The sequence below is a fragment of the Duganella alba genome, assembly GCF_009674495.1.
In the GTDB taxonomy this organism is placed as follows: domain Bacteria; phylum Pseudomonadota; class Gammaproteobacteria; order Burkholderiales; family Burkholderiaceae_D; genus Rugamonas; species Rugamonas alba.
In genome coordinates, this window is sequence record NZ_WKJN01000039.1 from 13,759 (window position 1) to 31,317 (window position 17,559).

Below are 17,559 nucleotides of genomic sequence, written 5' to 3' on the forward strand. Positions count from 1 at the left end.
ATGTATTTTTATCTATAACGTATGGGCGCCATTCTAAATTGTTCGTCAGGTGCGCGCCAGCCATGCCACGCCGACCAGAATGACGAAAATGGCAAGCAGGCGCTGCACCGACAGCGCTTCGCCGAACAGATACCAGGCGCCGAAGGCGGTGACCACATAGCCCAGCGACAGCATCGGATAGGCCACCGACACGTCGACGCGCGACAGCGCGATAATCCACAGCACCACCGACAGCACGTAGCAGGTGAGCCCGCCGATAATGGGCAGCTGCGTGGCGACGCGCCAGCCGACGCTGAACAGATTGTCCAGCGTCAGGTGGATTTCGCCGACGTTGCGGGCGCCCGCCTTGAGCAGCAGTTGCGCCACTGCATTGAGCAGCACGCCGACAACGATGAAGCTAAAAGTTGCAATATTCATTTATGGTTTTATTCATTACAGATTGGTAATGACTAGCCGGCGGCTGTCTTCGGCCACCACGCGCATGGTCACGCCCTTGGTTTTCAGTTCGTCGTAGGCCTCGGGGCTGACGATGGCCAGCGCCTTGCGCTTCTGGGCGCTGTGCTGGTTCCAGCGCGCGATGAAGCCGTCGACGGTCGGGATGGCCAGTTCCGGCTGCTGGCGCAGGCCGAAGGTGAACTCATCCCAGTAATTGACCAGTGTAACCGTTCGGCGCAGATAGAAGGACATCGACTGTTCATACGTGGCGACCGAGTAGATTGGGGTGTCCGCCTGCAGCTCGGGCAGCATCTTGACGGCCAGATCCTTGCCGGCGCGCATATTACCGTAAGGCTCGAAGCCGAGCAGGATCAGCTGCACCGAGGCGAAGCCGGAGATGGCCAGCGTCAGCACGGTCAGGTCGCGGCGCAGCTGGCGCGCATGCAGCATGGCCAGCGCACCGCCGGCGGCGGCGATGATGACGGCCGCCAGCACCCACGGCTGGTAGGCTTCCAGCAGCGCGCGCTCGTCCGGATGCCGTCCCGGACCGCCGGCCAGGTGCGGCAGCGCCACCAGCCCGGCCACGCCGACCAGCACCAGCAGGCCGGCGGCGATCATGCGGTTCTGGCGCGAGGCGTGTTCCAGGTAGGTGGCGATCAGCAGGGCCAGCGCCGGGAACACCGGCAGGATGTAGCCCGGCAGCTTGGAGCTGGAATAGCTGAAGAAGAAGGTGATGAACACCGCCCAGATCACCAGCAGCAGCTTGGGCTGGAACACGCCCGGGGTGCGCTTGATGCCCTGGAACAGCGCCTGCGGCAGCAGGCCCAGCCACGGCATCAGGCCCGGAATCAGCAGCAGCAGGAAGTAATACCAGGCGCCTTCGCGGTGGTGGGTCTTGAGGAAGAAGCGTTCCCAGTGTTCATGGATGAAGAAGAAGTAGGGCTGTTCCGGATTCTTCAGCGCCACCAGCACGAACCACGGCGTGGCGACGGCGAAGAACAGCAGCAGGCCCTTGCCCAGGTGTAGACGTTTCCAAATTGCAATATCACGCGCCAGCGCGGTGTACAGCACCAGCACGGCGCCCGGCAGCACCAGGCCGATCAGGCCCTTGGCCAGCACCGCCAGCGCCATGCCGGCCCAGCAGACCAGCATCCAGTTGCGCTGCTCGCTGGCGGTGGCCTGGTCGCGCTGGGCGATCAGCATCGCGCACAGCACGATGGTCATCATGGCCGACAGGCTCATGTCCAGCGAATCGATCTGGCCGCAGGCCACCCAGAACAGGCTGGAACCCAGCGTCAGCGCGGCGTAGAAGCCGGCGCGCGGGCTGAACACGCGGTGCGCCGCATAGCCGGTCAGCAGCACGCCGCCCAGGCCGCACAGGCCGGTCCACAGGCGCGCCTGCCATTCGCCGAGGCCGAACAGGCCGAAGGACAGGGCGTTCATCCAGGTCTGCAGCGGCGGCTTCTCGAAATACTTGATGCCGTTCAGGCGCGTGGTGATCCAGTCGCCGGTGGCCCACATCTCGCGCGCCATTTCGGCGTAGCGGCCTTCATCGGGCGGCACCAGCGTGCGCACGCCCAGCACGTACAGCCAGACAATGGCAAACGCGGCCAGCAGCGACCAGACGACCTTCTTCGAATTGTACAGATCGTTCATCAGGCGCTGGTGCCCTCGTTGGTGTCGATCACCAGGGCCAGCGTGACCTTGCGGCCTTCGCCCATCAAAATGTTATAGGTGCGGCAGGCGGCCTGGCTGTCCATGCATTCGACGCCGATGCGGCGCATGGTCAGGGCGGCGGTCAGGCGCGGGTGGATGAAGCGCTGCCTGGCGCCGGTGCCGAGGATCACCACGTCCGGATTGTCTTCGCCGATCAGTGCGAAATGCTCTGCGGAAATAGACTCGAAGGTCGGCGCATTCCAGGCGCGCGGCGGCACTTCCGGCAGCACGATGAGGCTGTAGTTGTAGCGTTCGGCGTTGATTTCGACGCCGGTTTCATCGTAGCCGGTAACGGTCTGGTATTTTTGAGTATCGCTTTGGTGGAGCTTCATGTCGGAATGGCGGATGGAATCAGGAAAAAGAGCGGCAAAAGAAGCGTTATTGTAGCGTTTTCAAGGGGCGTCCGGCCTGAAAGGTTGATTAAATCGGCCCCTTTCGGCAGAATGGTTCTTTTCGCATTGCAGCAAGGGCCGCCACCGGCATTTTGGCAGGTCTCAGAAGTTTGCCTCACATAAACAGGATTTTATTTTGCGACCGATTCAAAAATCGAACAAACTGGCGGAAGTCTGCTACGAGATCCGCGGCCCGGTGCCGGAAAAAGCCCGGCAAATGGAGGAGGAAGGCCACAAGATCACCAAGTTGAACATTGGTAACCTCGCGGTGTTCGGCTTCGATCCGCCGGACGAGATCGTCCAGGATATGAAGATCAACCTGTCCAACGCGGCCGGCTACACCGATTCCAAGGGCATGTTCGCGCCGCGCAAGGCGGTGATGCACTACACCCAGGGCAAGAACATCGCCGGCGTGACCATCGACGACATCTACCTGGGCAACGGCGCTTCCGAGCTGATCGTGATGTCGATGAACGCCTTGCTGAACAACGGCGACGAGGTGCTGGTGCCGGCCCCGGACTACCCGCTGTGGACGGCGGCGGTGTCGCTGTCGGGCGGCACGCCGGTGCACTACGTCTGCGACGAGCAGCAGGAATGGTATCCGGACATCGAGGACATGCGCCGCAAGATCACGGCCAACACGCGCGCCATCGTCGTCATCAACCCCAACAATCCGACCGGCGCGCTGTACCCGGTCGAGCTGCTGCTGCAGATCATCGAGCTGGCGCGCCAGCACGACCTGATCATCTATGCCGATGAAATCTACGACAAGGTGCTGTACGACGGCGCCGAGCACGTGTCGATCGCCTCGCTGGCGGACGACATCCTGTTCGTCACCTTCAACGGCCTGTCGAAAAATTACCGCGCCTGCGGCTACCGTTCCGGCTGGATGGTGGTGTCGGGCGAAAAGTCGCACGCCAAAGACTATATCGAAGGCCTCAACATGCTGGCCTCGATGCGCTTGTGCGCCAACGCTCCGGGGCAGTTTGCGATCCAGACTGCGCTCGGCGGCTACCAGTCGATCCACGACCTGGTGGGACCGGGCGGGCGCCTGTTGAAGCAACGCGATCTGGCCTACAAGCTGCTGACGGAGATTCCCGGCGTCACTTGTGTCAAGCCGAAAGCGGCGCTGTACATGTTCCCGCGTCTTGATCCGAAGATCTATCCGATCGCGGATGACCAGCAGTTTGCCTACGAGCTGCTGGCCGAAACAAAAGTGCTGATCGTCCAGGGCAGCGGCTTCAACTGGATCGCGCCGGATCACTTCCGCGTCGTGTTCCTGCCGAACTCGGACGATATGGTGGAAGCCTTCGGCCGCATGGCCAAGTTCATGGAAAGCTACCGCAAGCGCCACGGCGCCAGCTTCTAAGTCAGATCTCTGGAAACACATATGAAACCAATCAAAGTAGGCTTGTTAGGCGTCGGCAATGTCGGCGGTGGCACGTTCGATGTGCTGGAACGCAATCAGGAAGAAATCCGCCGCCGCGCCGGCCGCAGCATCGAAGTCGTGGCCGTGTCGGCGCGCAACCTGGAGCGCGCCAAGGCGCGCACCGGCGGCAAGGTCAAGGTGGTGGCCAGCCCGTTCGACATCGTCAACGATCCGGACATCGACATTGTCGTCGAGCTGATCGGCGGCTACGACCAGGCCAAGGACCTGGTGCTGCAGGCGATCGCCAACGGCAAGCACGTGGTCACCGCCAACAAGGCGCTGCTGGCCGTGCACGGCAACGAGATTTTCGCGGCGGCGCAAGCCAGGGGCGTGATGGTGGCGTTCGAAGCGGCGGTGGCCGGCGGCATCCCGATCATCAAGGCGCTGCGCGAAGGCCTGACCGCCAACCGCATCGACTGGCTGGCCGGCATCATCAACGGCACCACCAACTTCATCCTGTCCGAAATGCGGGACAAGGGCCTGGACTTCGCCACCGTGCTGAAGCAGGCGCAGGAACTGGGCTATGCGGAAGCCGACCCGACCTTCGATATTGAAGGCGTGGACGCGGCGCACAAGGCCACCATCATGTCGGCCATCGCCTTCGGCATTCCGGTGCAGTTCGACAAGGCGCACGTGGAAGGCATCTCCAAGCTCAACGCGGTCGACATCCGCTACGCCGAGCAACTGGGCTACCGCATCAAGCTGCTGGGCATCGCCAAGCGCGCCAAGGTCAACGGCGTGGAGGGCGTGGAACTGCGCGTGCACCCGACGCTGATTCCAGCCAAGCGGCTGATCGCCAACGTCGAAGGCGCGATGAACGCGGTGCTGGTGCAGGGCGACGCGGTCGGCGCCACGCTGTACTACGGCAAGGGCGCCGGTTCGGAGCCGACCGCCTCGGCCGTGATCGCCGACCTGGTCGACATCACCCGCCTGGCCACGGCCGATCCGGAACACCGCGTGCCGCACCTGGCGTTCCAGCCGAACGCGATGACCAACATCGAGATCCTGCCGATGTCGGAAATCACCACCAGCTACTACCTGCGCATGAACGTCAGCGACGAGCCGGGCGTGCTGGCCGACCTGACGCGCATCCTGGCCGACGCCGGCATTTCGATCGACGCCATGCTGCAGAAGGAGCCGGCGGAAGGCGAAACCCGTACCGACATCATCTTCCTGACGCACCAGACGCAGGAGAAAAACGTCACCGCCGCCATCGCCAAGATGGAAGGGCTGTCGACGGTCGGCGGCAGCGTCACCAAGATCCGCCTGGAAAACCTGAGCTAAAAAAAATCCGGTCAGCGTCTACGCACGCTGACCGGAAAAGGGTTCTTCCTACGGTTTAAAGCTGGCTACTCAGGTCTTACTTCGAAGCGACGGTCAGCTCGCTCTTCACTTCTTTCACGCCCGGCACGGCCGATGCGACCTGGATGGCCTTGGTGCCGACGTCGGTGCTGGCGACCGAGCCGCTCAGGGTCACGACGCCATCAGCGGTGGTCACGCCGATTTGCTTTTGATCTGCCAGGGAAGCCTTGATTTTGCTGGTGATGGCTTCGTCATTCGTGGCGGTGCCGGCCTTGGCGGCGCCAGCCATTGCTGCATCCTGTTGGCCAGCGGCGAATGCGGTTCCGGTAGCGGCAGCAGCGGTCAGGGCGGCGGCTACCATCAGGCGGGCGATCAGTTTGTTGGTCATCATGATTTGCTTCCTTTATCGAGTTTGAGGATAAAACGTCGGTGACGTTACCCACTCCTTTGCAAACCCCGTGCCAGCTCCGATTTCCCCTTATCTTTCAACGACTTAATAAGAATTTTCCGTGAGGAATGATGACGTTGCGGCCATATTGCCCGGAATCTGTCGGGAAATGGCGACGGTGCCCTGTCACGGTATGTTAAGTCATTGATTTTTAAGCGGTTCGTCCTGTCGCTCCACGGCGACATCGCCGCGGAAGAGACTTGCATCCAGATTGTGTTTCTGCAGCAGGCGGTAGAACTCCGTGCGGTTGCGCTCGGCCAGGCGGGCGGCGTCGGCAACGTTGCCATCCGCCAGTTTCAGCAGCTGTACCAGGTAATTGCGCTCGAAGCGCAGGCGCGCCTCGGTGTAGCTGAGCACCTCCAGCGACGGCACGCGCAGCGCGCGCTGCACCAGCGACAAGGGGATCAGCGGCGCCGTGGCCAGCGCGCAAACATGCTCGACCACGTTGTACAGCTGCCGCACATTGCCCGGCCAGGATGACATGGTCAGCGCCTCCAGCGCGTCCGGCGCGAAGCCGCGCACGGTCTTGTCGTACTTGGCGGCCAGCGTTTGCAGGAACTGGTTGGCCATCGGCGCCACGTCCTCGCGCCGCTGGGCCAGCGGCGGCAGGGTCAGCGTGATGACGTTGAGGCGGTAATACAAATCTTCGCGGAACTGGCCTTCGCGCATGGCCGCGTCGAGGTCGCGGTGGGTGGCCGACAGGATGCGCACGTCGACCGGCTTGGCCACGTCCGACCCCAGCTGGCGCACCACGCGCTCCTGCAGCACGCGCAGTAGTTTCACTTGCAGCAGCAGCGGCATATCGCCGATCTCGTCGAGGAACAGGGTGCCGCCGTCGGCCGCCTGCACCAGGCCCTCGCGCGCGCCGACCGCGCCGGTGTAGGCGCCCTTGACGTGGCCGAACAGTTCCGACTCCAGCAGCGCCTCGGGAATCGCACCGCAGTTGATGGCGATGAACGGCGCCTTGGCGCGCCGGCTGGCGCGGTGGATGGCCTGCGCCAGCAACTCCTTGCCGGTGCCGCTCTCGCCGCGTATCAGCACGCTGGCGTCGGAGGCGGCCACCAGCCGGGCTTCGGCCAGCAGCTCGTCCATGCACTGGCTGCGGCTGATGATGGCCGAGCGCCAGTCCTCGTCGCCGTCGGTGGCGTGGGCGGCCGGCGCGGCCAGGCTCAGGGCCTGGGCGATGCGCTCCAGCAGCGTCTTGGCGTCGAACGGCTTGGTCAGGTAGGCGTAGGCGCCCAGCGTGGTGGCTTCCACCGCGTCGGGAATGGTGCCGTGCGCGGTCAGCAGGATCACCGGCAACGCCGGGTAGCTGCGGCGGATCTCCTGGAACAGCCACATGCCGTCGCGGTCCGGCAGGCGGATGTCGCTGATCACCAGACGTGGCAGCTCCATCGACAGCCGCGCCAGCGCCGCCTCGGCGCTACCGACAGCGGTGACGCGGTAGCCGTTGGCGGTCAGCCGCATCGACAGCAGGCGCAGCAGGTCGTCGTCGTCATCGACCAGCAGCAGATGGGCGCCCTGGCCCTGGGGCGTGGTGGTCGTCATTTGGTCACCTGTGGTCCGGCTGCCGGACGAACCGGCAGCGTGCGTTCAATGGCTTTCAAGCCTTCCAGCATCTCGCTCAACTGGTCGATGCGGCGCTGATTTTCCTTTTGCTGCGCGGCCAGCTTGTCGGCGTGGTCGTACAGGCGGCGCGTTTCGGCGCAATTGCTGGACAACATCTGCGCCAGCGGCCGGAACGGCGCGGCGTCGGCGTCGGGCGAGGTGGCCACGCTGTCGAGCAGCGCCTGCGCGCGCGCCAGGTCGCCGCCGCCGCGCGTCAGCATCAGCGCCATGCCCATCTGGATCGCCACGCGCGGGCTGCGCTGTTGCAGGCCGAGGCCGCTCAATTCCTTGACCAGCTCGCCCTGGCTCATGCGCCGCAGCGACTGGTGATAACTGAGCAGCGGCCCCACCTCGTCGGGCGGCGGCGGTGGCGGCGTGACGACTTCCACCACTGGCGGCGGCGCCGGCGCGGGCGCCGGCGTGTCGGGAATCGGGGAGTTGAGCGTGCAGGCCGTCAGCGACAGGCACAGCAGCAGCAGGACGGCGGTGAGATTATGTTTCATAAGGCAGTTCAATGCGGAAGTGGGCGCCCCGCGCGGAGGGCATCAGTTGTAACGCGCCGCCATGCGCGGCCACGTATTCCTGGACGATGGACAGGCCGATGCCGTTGCCGCGGCGCGCGCCGGGCGGCTGGCGCTGTCCCTGGTAAAACGGTTCGAAGATGTGGGCGGCGTCGTCCGGCGCCACGCCGGGGCCCTGGTCGACGCAGTCGAGCAGCAGCTTGCCGTCCAGCTCGCCGATGCGGAACGAGATCAGCCCTTGTGGTGGACTGAAGCGCAACGCATTCGACAGCAGGTTGCCGACCGCGATCGCCATCTTGTCGGCGTCGATGGCGATCGGCCGCGCCTTGCCTTCGGTGGCGACGGTGAGCCGGGCGGCCTGCCATTGCAGGCGCTGGCTGTCGATCGCCTGGGCCAGCAGGCTGTCCAGGTCGACCGGCTGGCGTTGCAGGTGCTGGGCGTCGAAGGCGGCGGCGTTGTAGCGCAGCAGCGCTTCGATCTGCGACTGCAGGGCCGCCGTGTTCTGGTTGAGGATGCCGGCGATCTCGCGCTGGTTGGGCGACAGCGCGCCGGCCACGCCGTCCTCCAGCAGCGCCACGCCTTCGCGCAATGCCGCCAGCGGCGTCTTCAGCTCGTGCGAGATGTGGCGCAGGAAGCGCGCCTTGTCCGCCTCCAGCCCGGCCAGGCGCTGGCGCAGCCAGTTCAGCTGCTGGCCCACGCGTTGCAGGTCGCTGGGGCCGCGCACGGCGATCGGCTGGTCGTAGCGGTTCTCACCGAGGATGTCGATGGCCTGCTCGATCTGCGCCAGCGGCCGCGACAGCCACAGGCCGAAGCCGGACGCCAGCACCGCCGCCAGCAGGATCGAGGCGATCACCTGCGCCTTGAGGATGGCGCGGCGCTGGTCCAGTTCGGCCAGCAGCTCGGTGTTGCGGCGTTCGACTTCCTGTTTGACTTCCTCGGCCAGCTGTTCGTTCACCACCGGCAGCGGCGCCAGCGCCTTTTCCAGCGCCTGCTGGCGCGCGCTGTTGCGCGCGCGCGAAGGCATTTGCAGGATGTCCCATGCCTGTTCGCCGCTCTGGCGCCAGCGCTCGAACAGCGTGGGCGGCGTGTTGGGCAGGGCGGCCGCCACCGCGTCCAGCGACACGCGGGCGTCGCGCCAGGCGTCGGCATAGCGTTTGCGGAAGGCGGGATCGTCCAGCACCAGGTACTGGCGCGCGCTGCGCGTCATGGCGACGCTGCGCTCCGCCAGTTGCTGGGTATTTTCAGTGAGCGCCAGGGCGTGGTGTCCGCTGTCGCGGCTGTGGAAGGCAAGACGGTCCAGCGTCCACAGGGCATGCAGCGAGGCGGCGCTCAGCAGCACGGCAATCAGCAAAAAGACACCCAGCAACAACTGGCGAAACGAGAGTTTCGAGAGCATCAGGGCTTAAAAGTTGGCCATATTAACGGAATAATAAGGCCAAACAGCCGCGATAGCCTGTTCGATTGGGCGCGGGGGAAACGCTCAGGAGGCGGGGCCGACGTCCATGCCGTCGTAGGATTCCAGCTGGTGTTGGTCGGCGAACTTGTAGAACTCCTGGTTGCGGGCGTGCAGCGTGTCGACCGTGTGCTGCTCGACTTTTTCGATATGCAGCCACCACAGCGCCGGCGTGCCCGATTCCGGCTTGGAGTCGTAGATGCCGACGATCTGGTAGCCCTGGGCCTTCAGCGGCACTTGCGCGGCTTCCAGCTTGGCCTTGTCGGCGTCGGCGAAAAAGTAACCCCACAGCAGCGGCTTGCTGATATCCCACGGGGCGTTTTGTTTCATGTCGTCGAACAGCGCGACCATTTCTTCTTTGGTAATCATGTTATTCCTTGTTGCGCCGGTAAAAACGGGGGGCGGCGCGTTCTATGTGAGACAGTAGTTCAATATTGTCGATGTGATCGCGGATCGACAAGTCTATTTTGTACGGCAGCAGGAGGTCGTCCAGCGCGGTATCGATCTTCAATAACGTGGGCAGCGACAGGTTGTCCCCTTCGAGGCACAGATCTATATCCGAACCGCGTCTGAAGGTTCCCTTCGCCCGCGAGCCATACAGTATAACTTGTCCGACCTCGGGGAAACTGGCAAAGACCTCGTTGATCTGTTTGATAACCTCGGGCTTCAGGCCAAATTTCAGCGTTTCAGACTCCATGGGATAGCTCCGCCATTTTGGCTTCCAACGCCACAAACAATGTGAAATAGCGTTCCACGACCAGGGCGCCAATCGCGTCCGCTGTTTCCTTGTTCCATGCCAATTCATGGGTGAACTCGAATGCCTTGATCAAGCCTTGTTGTTCAAGTTCGTTTAATTCACCTTGTCGATGAATTTCTTTAGCTGTGCGAGTGCGCGCCGGTAATTCGACAGGCGTTGCAGCCAGCGGATATCTTGCTCGCTCATGATAAAACCTGAGGTTGGCGTGGATAGCGCTATTTTACCGCGTTGAAGGTGATGCGGGCTGTCAGGCCGGGGCCGGGAACGGCGTCGTCGAGGGCGATGGCGGCGTTATGCAGGGAGGCGATGTCGTGGACGATGGCCAGGCCGAGACCGTGGCCGCCCGGATTGCGTTCCAGCGTGGCGGCGGCGCGGTAGAAGGGGGCGAACACGCGTTCGCGCTCGGCGGTGGCGATGCCGGGGCCGTTGTCTTCCACTTCCAGCGCCACGCCGTCGGTGTCTTCCAGCACGCGTATTGTCACCGTGCCGCCGGGCGGCGTGTAGCGCAGCGCGTTGTCGACCAGGTTGGCCAGCATCTCGTGCAGCAGCAGGGACTGTCCGTGCACCACACCATCCTGCTCGGCTTCCAGCGACAGGTCGATATGCCTGGCCACCGCCGCCATCGCCAGTTCCAGTCCGACCTGACGTGCGATGGCGCGCAGCGCGACCGGCGCCGTCTGCTCGGCGCCCTGGTCGCGGTGTTCGATGCGGGCCAAGGTCAGCAGCCGGTTGGCGAGGTTGACGGTGGAGTCGGTGGTGGCCGCCATGCTGTGGACGATCTCGCGCAGCGCGGCCTTGCTCAGTTCCGGATCGGCGCCGGGACGGTCGCATTCGCGCAGCGCCAGTTCGGCCTGCGTCTTCAGTACCGTCAATGGCGTGCGCAGCTGGTGCGAAGCGTCGGCGATGAAGCGCCGCTGGCTGTTGATCAGCAGGTGCATGCGCGAGCGGGAGCTGTTCAGCGCCGCCACCAGCGGTCGCACTTCCTTGTGCACCAGCGCCGGATCGACATCGGAGGCGTCGTTCGGGCCGCGCGTCTCCACCGCGGTTTTCAGCTGCATTAGCGGCCGCAGCACGAGGCGCACGGCGAACCACACCAGCAGCGCCACCGCCGCCAGCAGCAGGGCCTGCCACGTCAGCGTGTCGAACAGGATCTGGTTGGACAGCACGCGCCGCGCTTCCAGCGTTTCGCCGACCTGGATCAGCGCGATGCCGCGCATCGAATCGTCGTACACCGGCTGCAGCAGCGCGGCGATGCGCACCGGCTGGCCGTTGTAGTTGGCGTGATAGAAGCGCACCAGCGCCGGATAGGCCTCCGAGCGCGGCACGTTGACCGGCACCGGCGGCAGGTCGGCGTAGCCGGACACGGTTTCGCCGGCGATGCCGGTGACCTTGTAGTAGATGCGGCCCAGCGTGTCGGTCTCGAAACTGTCCAGCGCCACGTAAGGCACGTCCGCCACCACCTTGCCGTCCACCACCGACACCCGCTCGGCCAGCGCGCGCGTGGAGGCCAGCAGCGAACGGTCGTAGGCGGTATCGGCGGCGTCCAGCGCATTGCGGTAGACCGAGACCGTGTTCAGCGCCACCAGCACCAGCAAGGGCCCCAGCAGCCAGCGCAGCAGCTGGCCGCGCAGGCTGCCCAGCATGTCGGATGGCGCGGTCATGCGCGTCAGGCCGGAGCGCCGACGGCGGCGCGCGGCTGCAGCAGGTAGCCGATGCCGCGCAGCGTGGTGATGACGGCGGCATCCGGTCCGGCGATGTCGAGCTTCTTGCGCACGCGGTGGATGTACAGATCTATCGCGTCGATGCCGGCGTCGTCGCCCAGCGAGAACACTTCGTCGAACAGCTTTTCCTTGGACACGGCGCGGCCGGTGCGCGTGATCAGCGTCTCCAGCACCGCGTGTTCGCGCGGCGTCAGCGCCAGCGGATTGCCGGCATAGCTGAACATGCGCGTGACGGTGTCGAAACTGAGCGCGCCGCAGTTGTGCACCAGCGCCTCGTTGCCGACGCTGCGGCGCAGCAGCGCCTTGACGCGTGCTTCCAGTTCCGCCAGTTCGAACGGCTTGGCGAGATAATCGTCGGCGCCCAGGTTCAGTCCTTGCACGCGGTCTTCCAGGCCGCCGCGCGCGGTGAGGATCAGCACCGGCGTCTTGGCGCGCGCGCCGCCGCGTGCGCGCAGGCGCTTGAGCACATCCAGCCCGTCCATGCGCGGCAAGGTCAGGTCGAGGATGACCAGCGCGTAGTCCTGCGTGTGCAGCAGGGCGTCGGCGTCGGCGCCGTTGTCGGCGCACTCCACCGCCAGATGCGCGTCGCGCAGCGCCTTGGCCAGCCAGTGCTGCAATTCGGTGTGGTCTTCAACTAACAATATGCGCATAGGGTCTTGCCAGTTCGCTTAAATAAGTGCAGGGTAAGGCCAGCATCATGGCGCGCCGGCGCATAAAAGTGAAGTGTCTCCGGCGATTGTGGTGACCAGGAGACATTGAAAGGCAATTGAAAGATTGACCCTCCTATAGTGGAACCCTGATCGCAAAGATCAGATAACACATATAACTATATCTGGAGACAATTTGATGAAGAATACCCCGTTGACCCTCGCGGTCCTGGCGCTGTGCACGGCCGCCGGCAGCGCGCAAGCGCAATCCAACGTCCAGGTCTACGGCCTGCTCGACGTCGGCATGGAAACCGCCACCAACCAGACGCCGACCGGCGGCAGCATGACCCGCGTGATCTCCGGCGGCATGAACACCTCGCGCTGGGGCCTGCGCGGAAGCGAAGACCTGGGCGGCGGCCTGAAAGCCGTGTTCAACCTCGAAGGCGGCATCCTGATGGACACCGGCGCGCAGGACGGCGCGCTGTTCAAGCGCCAGGCCAACGTCGGCCTGGAAGGCGCCTTCGGCCGCGTGGTGGTGGGCCGTTCGTTCACCACCGTGTACGACACCGTGATCGGCTTCGATCCGATGGGCTTCGCGCCGTTCTACTCGTGGGCCACCTCCGGCCCGGCCACCGGCCCAAGCAAATACGGCTTCACCACCCAGTACGACAACATCATCAAATACGCCGGCACCTTTGGCGACTGGCGCATCGGCGCCAACTACGCCGCCGGCGAGCAGACCACCGGCGCGCAGGACAGCGCCAAGACCGGCTTCAGCACCGTGTACAAAATCGGCGGCGCCAACCTGATGGCGACCTGGGAGCGCAACAACGGCAATACCTTGCCGGCCACCGGCAACCGTGACAAGAACACCGTGTGGCACGTCGGCGGCAGCTACGAAACCGGCCCGGTCAAACTGTGGGCCGTGCTGCGCGATTACAAACTGGTGGCCGGCAAGGCGCTCACCACCGACGTCGACGCCACCACCACCTGGGCCGGCATCGCCTACAAGACCGGCGGCGCCACCACGCTCACCGGCGCGGTCTACCACGTCAACGTCAAGAATGTCGCCGCCGGCAAGGACTCCGACCCGACCATGTACGTGGCGCGCTACCGCTACGCGCTGTCCAAGCGCACCGACCTGCACGTGACGGCGGCCTACGCCAAAGCGAAGAACGGCCAGCTCACCGGCCTGTCGCGCGATGACCCAGGCTACGGCACCACCCAGCGCGGCCTGACCATCGGCATGCAGCACCGCTACTGATGAAAATCCTGCTGTCACTGCTCTGCGCACTGCTGTTCGGTGCGGCGGTCCAGGCGGCAGGCCTGGAGTGCGTGGTGCCGTCCAAACCGGGCGGCGCGATGGACCTGACCTGCAAGCTGGCGCAGAAAGGCCTGGCCGGCCTGCGCGAAGCGCCGAATCCGCCGCCGTCGGATATGCATATCAGCTATCTGCCGGGCGGAATCGGCGCGGTGGCGTGGCACTCGCTGGTGTCGGGCCGCCGCACCGAGCCGAATACGCTGGTGGCGTTTTCCGGCGGCTCGCTGCTCAATCTGGCGCAGGGCAAGTTCGGCAAGGTAAAACCATCGGACGTGCGCTGGGTGGCGGCGCTGGGGGCGGACTACGGCATGATCGCCGTGCGCGCCGACTCGCCGTACAAGACGCTGCGCGACCTGGTGGCCGCATTGCAGGCCAATCCGCAGAAGGTATTGATCGGCATGTCCGGCACCATCGGCAGCCAGGACTGGCTGAAGATGGCGCTGCTGGCGAAGAGCGCCGGCATCGATCCCAAGGCCTTGCGCTTCGTCGCGCTGGAGGGCGGCGGCGAAGCCTTTACCGCCATGCACGCCAACTTTGTGCACGTAGTGTCGGGCGACGCCAGTGAGGCGTCGCTGTACGCCAGCGGTAACACGCGTGTGCTGGCGGTGCTGTCCGAACAACGCCTGCCCGGCGTGCTGGCCAACGTGCCGACCGCGCGCGAGCAGGGCTTCGACGTGGTGTGGCCGATCATCCGCGGCGTGTGGATGGGGCCTCACGCGTCGGAAGCCGAGTACAAGCAATGGGTCGCGCACTTTGACCGTGTGCTGGCCAGTCCGCAGTTCGCGCAGATGCGCGCGGCTTCGGGCCTGTATCCCTTCGGGCTGACCGGCGATGCGCTGGCGGCCTATGTCAAGAAAGCCGTGGACGACTACGGCAAGCGCGCCGCCGAACTTGGCCTGGTGCGCTGATTGAATAACCTTTGGAGATTACGATAATGTTGAAAACGACTTTGGCCGCTGCATGCGCCACGCTGTTTGCCGGTTCCGCGCTGGCGCAAGTGCCGGCCGGCTATCCAGCCGACTACCAGAAGATCATCGACGGCGCCAAAAAGGAGGGCAAGCTGGTGATCTACGGCGCCACCGACAGCAAGGCCACGCAGCCGCTGATCAAGGACTTCAGCGCCATGTATCCAGGCATTACGGTCGAATACAACGACATGAATTCCACCGAGGTGTACAACCGCTTCATCTCCGAAGTGGCGGCCGGCGGCAACACCGCCGACGCCATGTGGTCGTCGGCCATGGACCTGCAAATGCGCCTGGCCTCGGACGGTTACGCGCTGGCCTACAAATCGGTGGAAGCGTCCAAGATCCCCGGCTGGGCGATCTGGGACGACAAGGCCTACGGCACCACCTTCGAGCCGGCCGCCATCGTCTACAACAAGCGCCTGGTCGACGCCAAGGAAGTGCCGCAGACGCACGCCGACTTCACCAAGCTGATACAGCAGCCCAAGTTCAAGGACAAGGTCACCACCTACGACATCGAAAAATCCGGCGTCGGCTTCATGTTCATGACCCAGGACGCGCGCGAGAATCCGAAGTTCCAGGATCTGGAAAACGCCTTCGGCATGGCCAAGGTGCGCGTGCAGTCGTCCACCGGCACCATGATGGAGCGCATTTCGTCCGGCGAGAACCTGATCGGCTACAACGTGCTGGGTTCCTACGCGCTGGTGCGCGCCAAGACCGATCCGTCGATCGGCGTGGTGCTGCCGAAGGATTACACGCTGGTGATGTCGCGCGTCTTCTTCATTAACAAATCGGCGAAGAACGTCAACGCCGCCAAGCTGTGGCTGGACTACATGCTGTCGCATCGCGGCCAGACCATCATCGCCAACGACTCCAAGCTGTTCGCGATCCGCGCCGACGTCACCGGCGAGACCACGTCGGCGGAGCTGATCAAGCAAATTGGCAAGGACAACATCAAGCCGGTGCCGGTCCATCCTATCCTGCTGCAATTCCTGGGGCCAGCCAAGCGCATGGCCTTCCTCAAGCAGTGGAAAGAAACCGCAGGCAAGAAGTAAGAGACAATCACCATGCAAACACTCGCTCACTCCGGCCGGCCAGGTATCAACTGGCCGCGCGGCGTGGTCGTAGCGCTGGCTGCCTGCGCTATCTTCCTGCCGCTATTCCTGATCTTCTATCAAAGCTTTTTGAATGCGCCATTCTTCATGCCGGCCAAGGAGTTGGGCCTGGACGCCTACCGCTTCATCTTTGAAGATCCCGATTTCGCCATCGCCTTCAAGAACGCCTTCTACCTGGCGGCCGGCCTGGCCATCATCGCCGTGCCGCTGGGCGGCATGCTGGCCTTCCTGATGATACGTACCGACCTGCCGGGCAAGGGCTTCATCGCGCCGCTGCTGCTGGTGCCGATCTTCGTGTCGCCGATGGTGATGGGCTTCGGCTACGTGGTGTCCATGGGACCGGTAGGCTTCTACTCGCTGTGGGCCAAGGACATTCTCGGTTTCATCCCGTGGAATATCTATTCCTTCACCAGCATCGTCATCATCGCCGGCCTGACGCACGTGCCGCACGTCTACCTGTACGCATCGTCGGCGTTGAAGAGTCTTGGTTCGGACGTGGAGGAAGCGGCGCGCGTGGCCGGCGCCTCGCCGCTGCAGGTGATGTTCAACGTCTCGCTGCCGATGATCACGCCGGCGTTGGCCTACGCCGGCGTGCTGGTGTTCTTCCTCGGCTTCGAAGTATTCGGCCTGGTGCTGGTGCTGGGCGATCCGGAAGGCCACATGGTGCTGGCCACCTATCTGTACAAGCTGACCAACAAGCTTGGCACGCCATCGTATCACCTGATGGCCGCCGTTGCCGTCTGCCTGGTGATGGTGACCATGCCGCTGGTGATGGTGCAGCGCTGGCTGCTGAAGTCGGCCAACAAATTCGTCTCGATCAAGGGCAAGGGCGCGCGTTCCAAGGCCATGCCGCTGGGCCGCTGGAAGTGGCTGGCGTTCGCGCTGATCTTCGGCTGGCTGATGTTCACCATTATCATGCCGATGTCGGGTATCGTACTGCGCTCCTTCGTCCAGTACTGGGGCGAGGGCGTCAAGCTGGCCGACGTGCTGACCCTGCAGCACTTCCGCGAAATCATGGAGCAGCCGGCGCTGATGCGCGGCATCCTGAACACGGTGCTGATCGGCGTGATCGGCGGCGCCTGCGCGGTGATCTGCTACTGCGCCATTGCGCTGGCCATGCACCGCAAGCCGGACATGATCACCCGCTTCCTCGACTACAGCGTGCTGGTGCCGCGCGCCGTGCCCGGCCTGCTGGCCGGCCTGTCGTTCCTGTGGGTGTTCCTGTTCGTGCCGAGCTGGCTGGATGGCGCCTTGAAAGGCATGGACAACGGCGCGGCGCTGTGGCTCAGCGAGAACGCCATCCCGGTGCTGCGCTCCCTGCGCTCGACCATCTTCGCCTTGTGGCTGGCGTATTCTGTGGTGTGGCTGGCCTATGGCATGCGCCTGATCTCGACCGCCTTGCTGCAAGTGGGGCCGGAGCTGGAAGAGGCGGCGCGCGCGGTCGGCGCCACCCGTGGCCGGGTCACGCGCGACGTCACCGTCCCGCTGATCAAATACGGCCTGCTGGGCGCCTGGCTGATGGTGTTCCTGATCTTTGAGCGCGAATATTCGACCGGCGTCTACCTGCTGTCGCCGGGCACCGAGGTGATCGGCGCGATGCTGGTGTCGCTGTGGGCCACCGGCTCCACCGACCTGGTGGCGGCGTTATCGTTCATCAACATCTCGCTGGTGGCGATCGGCCTTGGCGTCGCGCTGCGCTTCGGCGTGAAGCTGCACAATTAAGAGAACA

General features: G+C 64.3%; 17 protein-coding genes. 6 read left to right on the forward strand and 11 right to left on the reverse strand.

Features of this window, described 5'->3' with window-relative positions; translation table 11 throughout:
• Nucleotides 1–45 precede the first annotated feature (45 nt).
• Genes GJ695_RS26110 through GJ695_RS26120 form a run of 3 tightly spaced genes read right to left on the reverse strand, consistent with a single transcriptional unit; the run spans nt 46 to nt 2,483 of the window.
• A complete protein-coding gene (locus GJ695_RS26110; RefSeq protein ID WP_154369976.1) occupies nt 46–417 on the reverse strand; it encodes an SMR family transporter in 372 nt (123 codons plus the stop codon).
• A gap of 15 nt (nt 418–432) precedes the next feature.
• A complete protein-coding gene (locus GJ695_RS26115) occupies nt 433–2,091 on the reverse strand; it encodes a glycosyltransferase family 39 protein (protein WP_154369978.1) in 1,659 nt (552 codons plus the stop codon).
• Nucleotides 2,091–2,483, reverse strand: coding sequence for an Mth938-like domain-containing protein (locus GJ695_RS26120; RefSeq protein WP_154369981.1), 393 nt, complete (start codon nt 2,481–2,483; stop codon nt 2,091–2,093). Before GJ695_RS26120 ends, GJ695_RS26115 begins: the two co-directional genes overlap by 1 nt.
• Nucleotides 2,484–2,679: 196 nt before the next feature.
• Between GJ695_RS26120 and GJ695_RS26125 the strand changes: the two genes are divergently transcribed.
• Together GJ695_RS26125 and GJ695_RS26130 are read left to right on the forward strand one after the other, a co-directional pair.
• Nucleotides 2,680–3,912: a pyridoxal phosphate-dependent aminotransferase gene (locus GJ695_RS26125; protein WP_154369983.1), complete on the forward strand. Its 1,233-nt coding sequence runs from the start codon at nt 2,680–2,682 to the stop codon at nt 3,910–3,912.
• Nucleotides 3,913–3,933: 21 nt separating this feature from the next.
• Complete coding sequence (locus GJ695_RS26130) at nt 3,934–5,256, forward strand: homoserine dehydrogenase (RefSeq protein WP_154369985.1); 1,323 nt, start codon at nt 3,934–3,936, stop codon at nt 5,254–5,256.
• Nucleotides 5,257–5,332: 76 nt separating this feature from the next.
• On the opposite strand, the gene GJ695_RS26135 is transcribed toward GJ695_RS26130, so the two are convergent.
• The 8 genes from GJ695_RS26135 to GJ695_RS26175 form a co-directional block, all read right to left on the reverse strand.
• Nucleotides 5,333–5,665, reverse strand: coding sequence for a BON domain-containing protein (locus GJ695_RS26135; protein ID WP_154369988.1), 333 nt, complete (start codon nt 5,663–5,665; stop codon nt 5,333–5,335).
• 198 nt (nt 5,666–5,863) lie between these two features.
• Nucleotides 5,864–7,270 carry a sigma 54-interacting transcriptional regulator gene (locus GJ695_RS26140; RefSeq protein ID WP_154369990.1) on the reverse strand — a complete coding sequence of 469 codons (1,407 nt, stop codon included), beginning with the start codon at nt 7,268–7,270 and terminating at the stop codon, nt 5,864–5,866.
• Complete coding sequence (locus GJ695_RS26145; RefSeq protein ID WP_166455057.1) at nt 7,267–7,833, reverse strand: hypothetical protein; 567 nt, start codon at nt 7,831–7,833, stop codon at nt 7,267–7,269. The genes GJ695_RS26140 and GJ695_RS26145 overlap by 4 nt, the downstream gene beginning before the upstream one ends.
• Nucleotides 7,823–9,247 (reverse strand): sensor histidine kinase, encoded by a 1,425-nt coding sequence (locus tag GJ695_RS26150; RefSeq protein ID WP_154369992.1) that lies wholly within the window; start codon nt 9,245–9,247, stop codon nt 7,823–7,825. Before GJ695_RS26150 ends, GJ695_RS26145 begins: the two co-directional genes overlap by 11 nt.
• 84 nt (nt 9,248–9,331) lie before the next feature.
• Entirely contained in the window at nt 9,332–9,673 is a 342-nt protein-coding gene (locus tag GJ695_RS26155) for a ribonuclease E inhibitor RraB (protein WP_154369994.1), read from the reverse strand.
• Between the two features lies 1 nt (nt 9,674).
• Nucleotides 9,675–10,001 (reverse strand): nucleotidyltransferase domain-containing protein, encoded by a 327-nt coding sequence (locus tag GJ695_RS26160; protein WP_154369996.1) that lies wholly within the window; start codon nt 9,999–10,001, stop codon nt 9,675–9,677.
• A gap of 275 nt (nt 10,002–10,276) precedes the next feature.
• Nucleotides 10,277–11,722 carry a sensor histidine kinase gene (locus GJ695_RS26170; RefSeq protein WP_154369999.1) on the reverse strand — a complete coding sequence of 482 codons (1,446 nt, stop codon included), beginning with the start codon at nt 11,720–11,722 and terminating at the stop codon, nt 10,277–10,279.
• A gap of 5 nt (nt 11,723–11,727) precedes the next feature.
• Entirely contained in the window at nt 11,728–12,432 is a 705-nt protein-coding gene (locus tag GJ695_RS26175; RefSeq protein ID WP_154370001.1) for a response regulator, read from the reverse strand.
• A 196-nt stretch (nt 12,433–12,628) separates the two neighbouring features.
• On the opposite strand from GJ695_RS26175, the gene GJ695_RS26180 reads away from it, so the two are divergent.
• The 4 genes from GJ695_RS26180 to GJ695_RS26195 are packed head-to-tail and all read left to right on the forward strand — an operon-like array spanning nt 12,629 to nt 17,552.
• Entirely contained in the window at nt 12,629–13,693 is a 1,065-nt protein-coding gene (locus GJ695_RS26180) for a porin (RefSeq protein ID WP_154370003.1), read from the forward strand.
• Nucleotides 13,693–14,658, forward strand: coding sequence for a tripartite tricarboxylate transporter substrate binding protein (locus GJ695_RS26185; RefSeq protein ID WP_208023370.1), 966 nt, complete (start codon nt 13,693–13,695; stop codon nt 14,656–14,658). The genes GJ695_RS26180 and GJ695_RS26185 overlap by 1 nt, the downstream gene beginning before the upstream one ends.
• A 23-nt stretch (nt 14,659–14,681) precedes the next feature.
• A complete protein-coding gene (locus GJ695_RS26190) occupies nt 14,682–15,770 on the forward strand; it encodes an ABC transporter substrate-binding protein (RefSeq protein ID WP_166455069.1) in 1,089 nt (362 codons plus the stop codon).
• A 12-nt stretch (nt 15,771–15,782) separates the two neighbouring features.
• On the forward strand, nt 15,783–17,552 hold the full coding sequence (locus GJ695_RS26195) for an ABC transporter permease (RefSeq protein ID WP_154370008.1): 1,770 nt from the start codon (nt 15,783–15,785) through the stop codon (nt 17,550–17,552).
• Nucleotides 17,553–17,559: the final 7 nt, after the last annotated feature.

Coding starts and splice junctions, on each gene's coding strand:
- GJ695_RS26110 (WP_154369976.1), bottom strand. CDS start 417: ATGAATATTGCAACTTTTAGCTTCATCGTTGTCGGCGTGCTGCTCAAT.
- GJ695_RS26115 (WP_154369978.1), bottom strand. CDS start 2,091: ATGAACGATCTGTACAATTCGAAGAAGGTCGTCTGGTCGCTGCTGGCC.
- GJ695_RS26120 (WP_154369981.1), bottom strand. CDS start 2,483: ATGAAGCTCCACCAAAGCGATACTCAAAAATACCAGACCGTTACCGGC.
- GJ695_RS26130 (WP_154369985.1), top strand. CDS start 3,934: ATGAAACCAATCAAAGTAGGCTTGTTAGGCGTCGGCAATGTCGGCGGT.
- GJ695_RS26135 (WP_154369988.1), bottom strand. CDS start 5,665: ATGATGACCAACAAACTGATCGCCCGCCTGATGGTAGCCGCCGCCCTG.
- GJ695_RS26140 (WP_154369990.1), bottom strand. CDS start 7,270: ATGACGACCACCACGCCCCAGGGCCAGGGCGCCCATCTGCTGCTGGTC.
- GJ695_RS26145 (WP_166455057.1), bottom strand. CDS start 7,833: ATGAAACATAATCTCACCGCCGTCCTGCTGCTGCTGTGCCTGTCGCTG.
- GJ695_RS26150 (WP_154369992.1), bottom strand. CDS start 9,247: ATGCTCTCGAAACTCTCGTTTCGCCAGTTGTTGCTGGGTGTCTTTTTG.
- GJ695_RS26155 (WP_154369994.1), bottom strand. CDS start 9,673: ATGATTACCAAAGAAGAAATGGTCGCGCTGTTCGACGACATGAAACAA.
- GJ695_RS26160 (WP_154369996.1), bottom strand. CDS start 10,001: ATGGAGTCTGAAACGCTGAAATTTGGCCTGAAGCCCGAGGTTATCAAA.
- GJ695_RS26170 (WP_154369999.1), bottom strand. CDS start 11,722: ATGACCGCGCCATCCGACATGCTGGGCAGCCTGCGCGGCCAGCTGCTG.
- GJ695_RS26175 (WP_154370001.1), bottom strand. CDS start 12,432: ATGCGCATATTGTTAGTTGAAGACCACACCGAATTGCAGCACTGGCTG.
- GJ695_RS26180 (WP_154370003.1), top strand. CDS start 12,629: ATGAAGAATACCCCGTTGACCCTCGCGGTCCTGGCGCTGTGCACGGCC.
- GJ695_RS26185 (WP_208023370.1), top strand. CDS start 13,693: ATGAAAATCCTGCTGTCACTGCTCTGCGCACTGCTGTTCGGTGCGGCG.
- GJ695_RS26195 (WP_154370008.1), top strand. CDS start 15,783: ATGCAAACACTCGCTCACTCCGGCCGGCCAGGTATCAACTGGCCGCGC.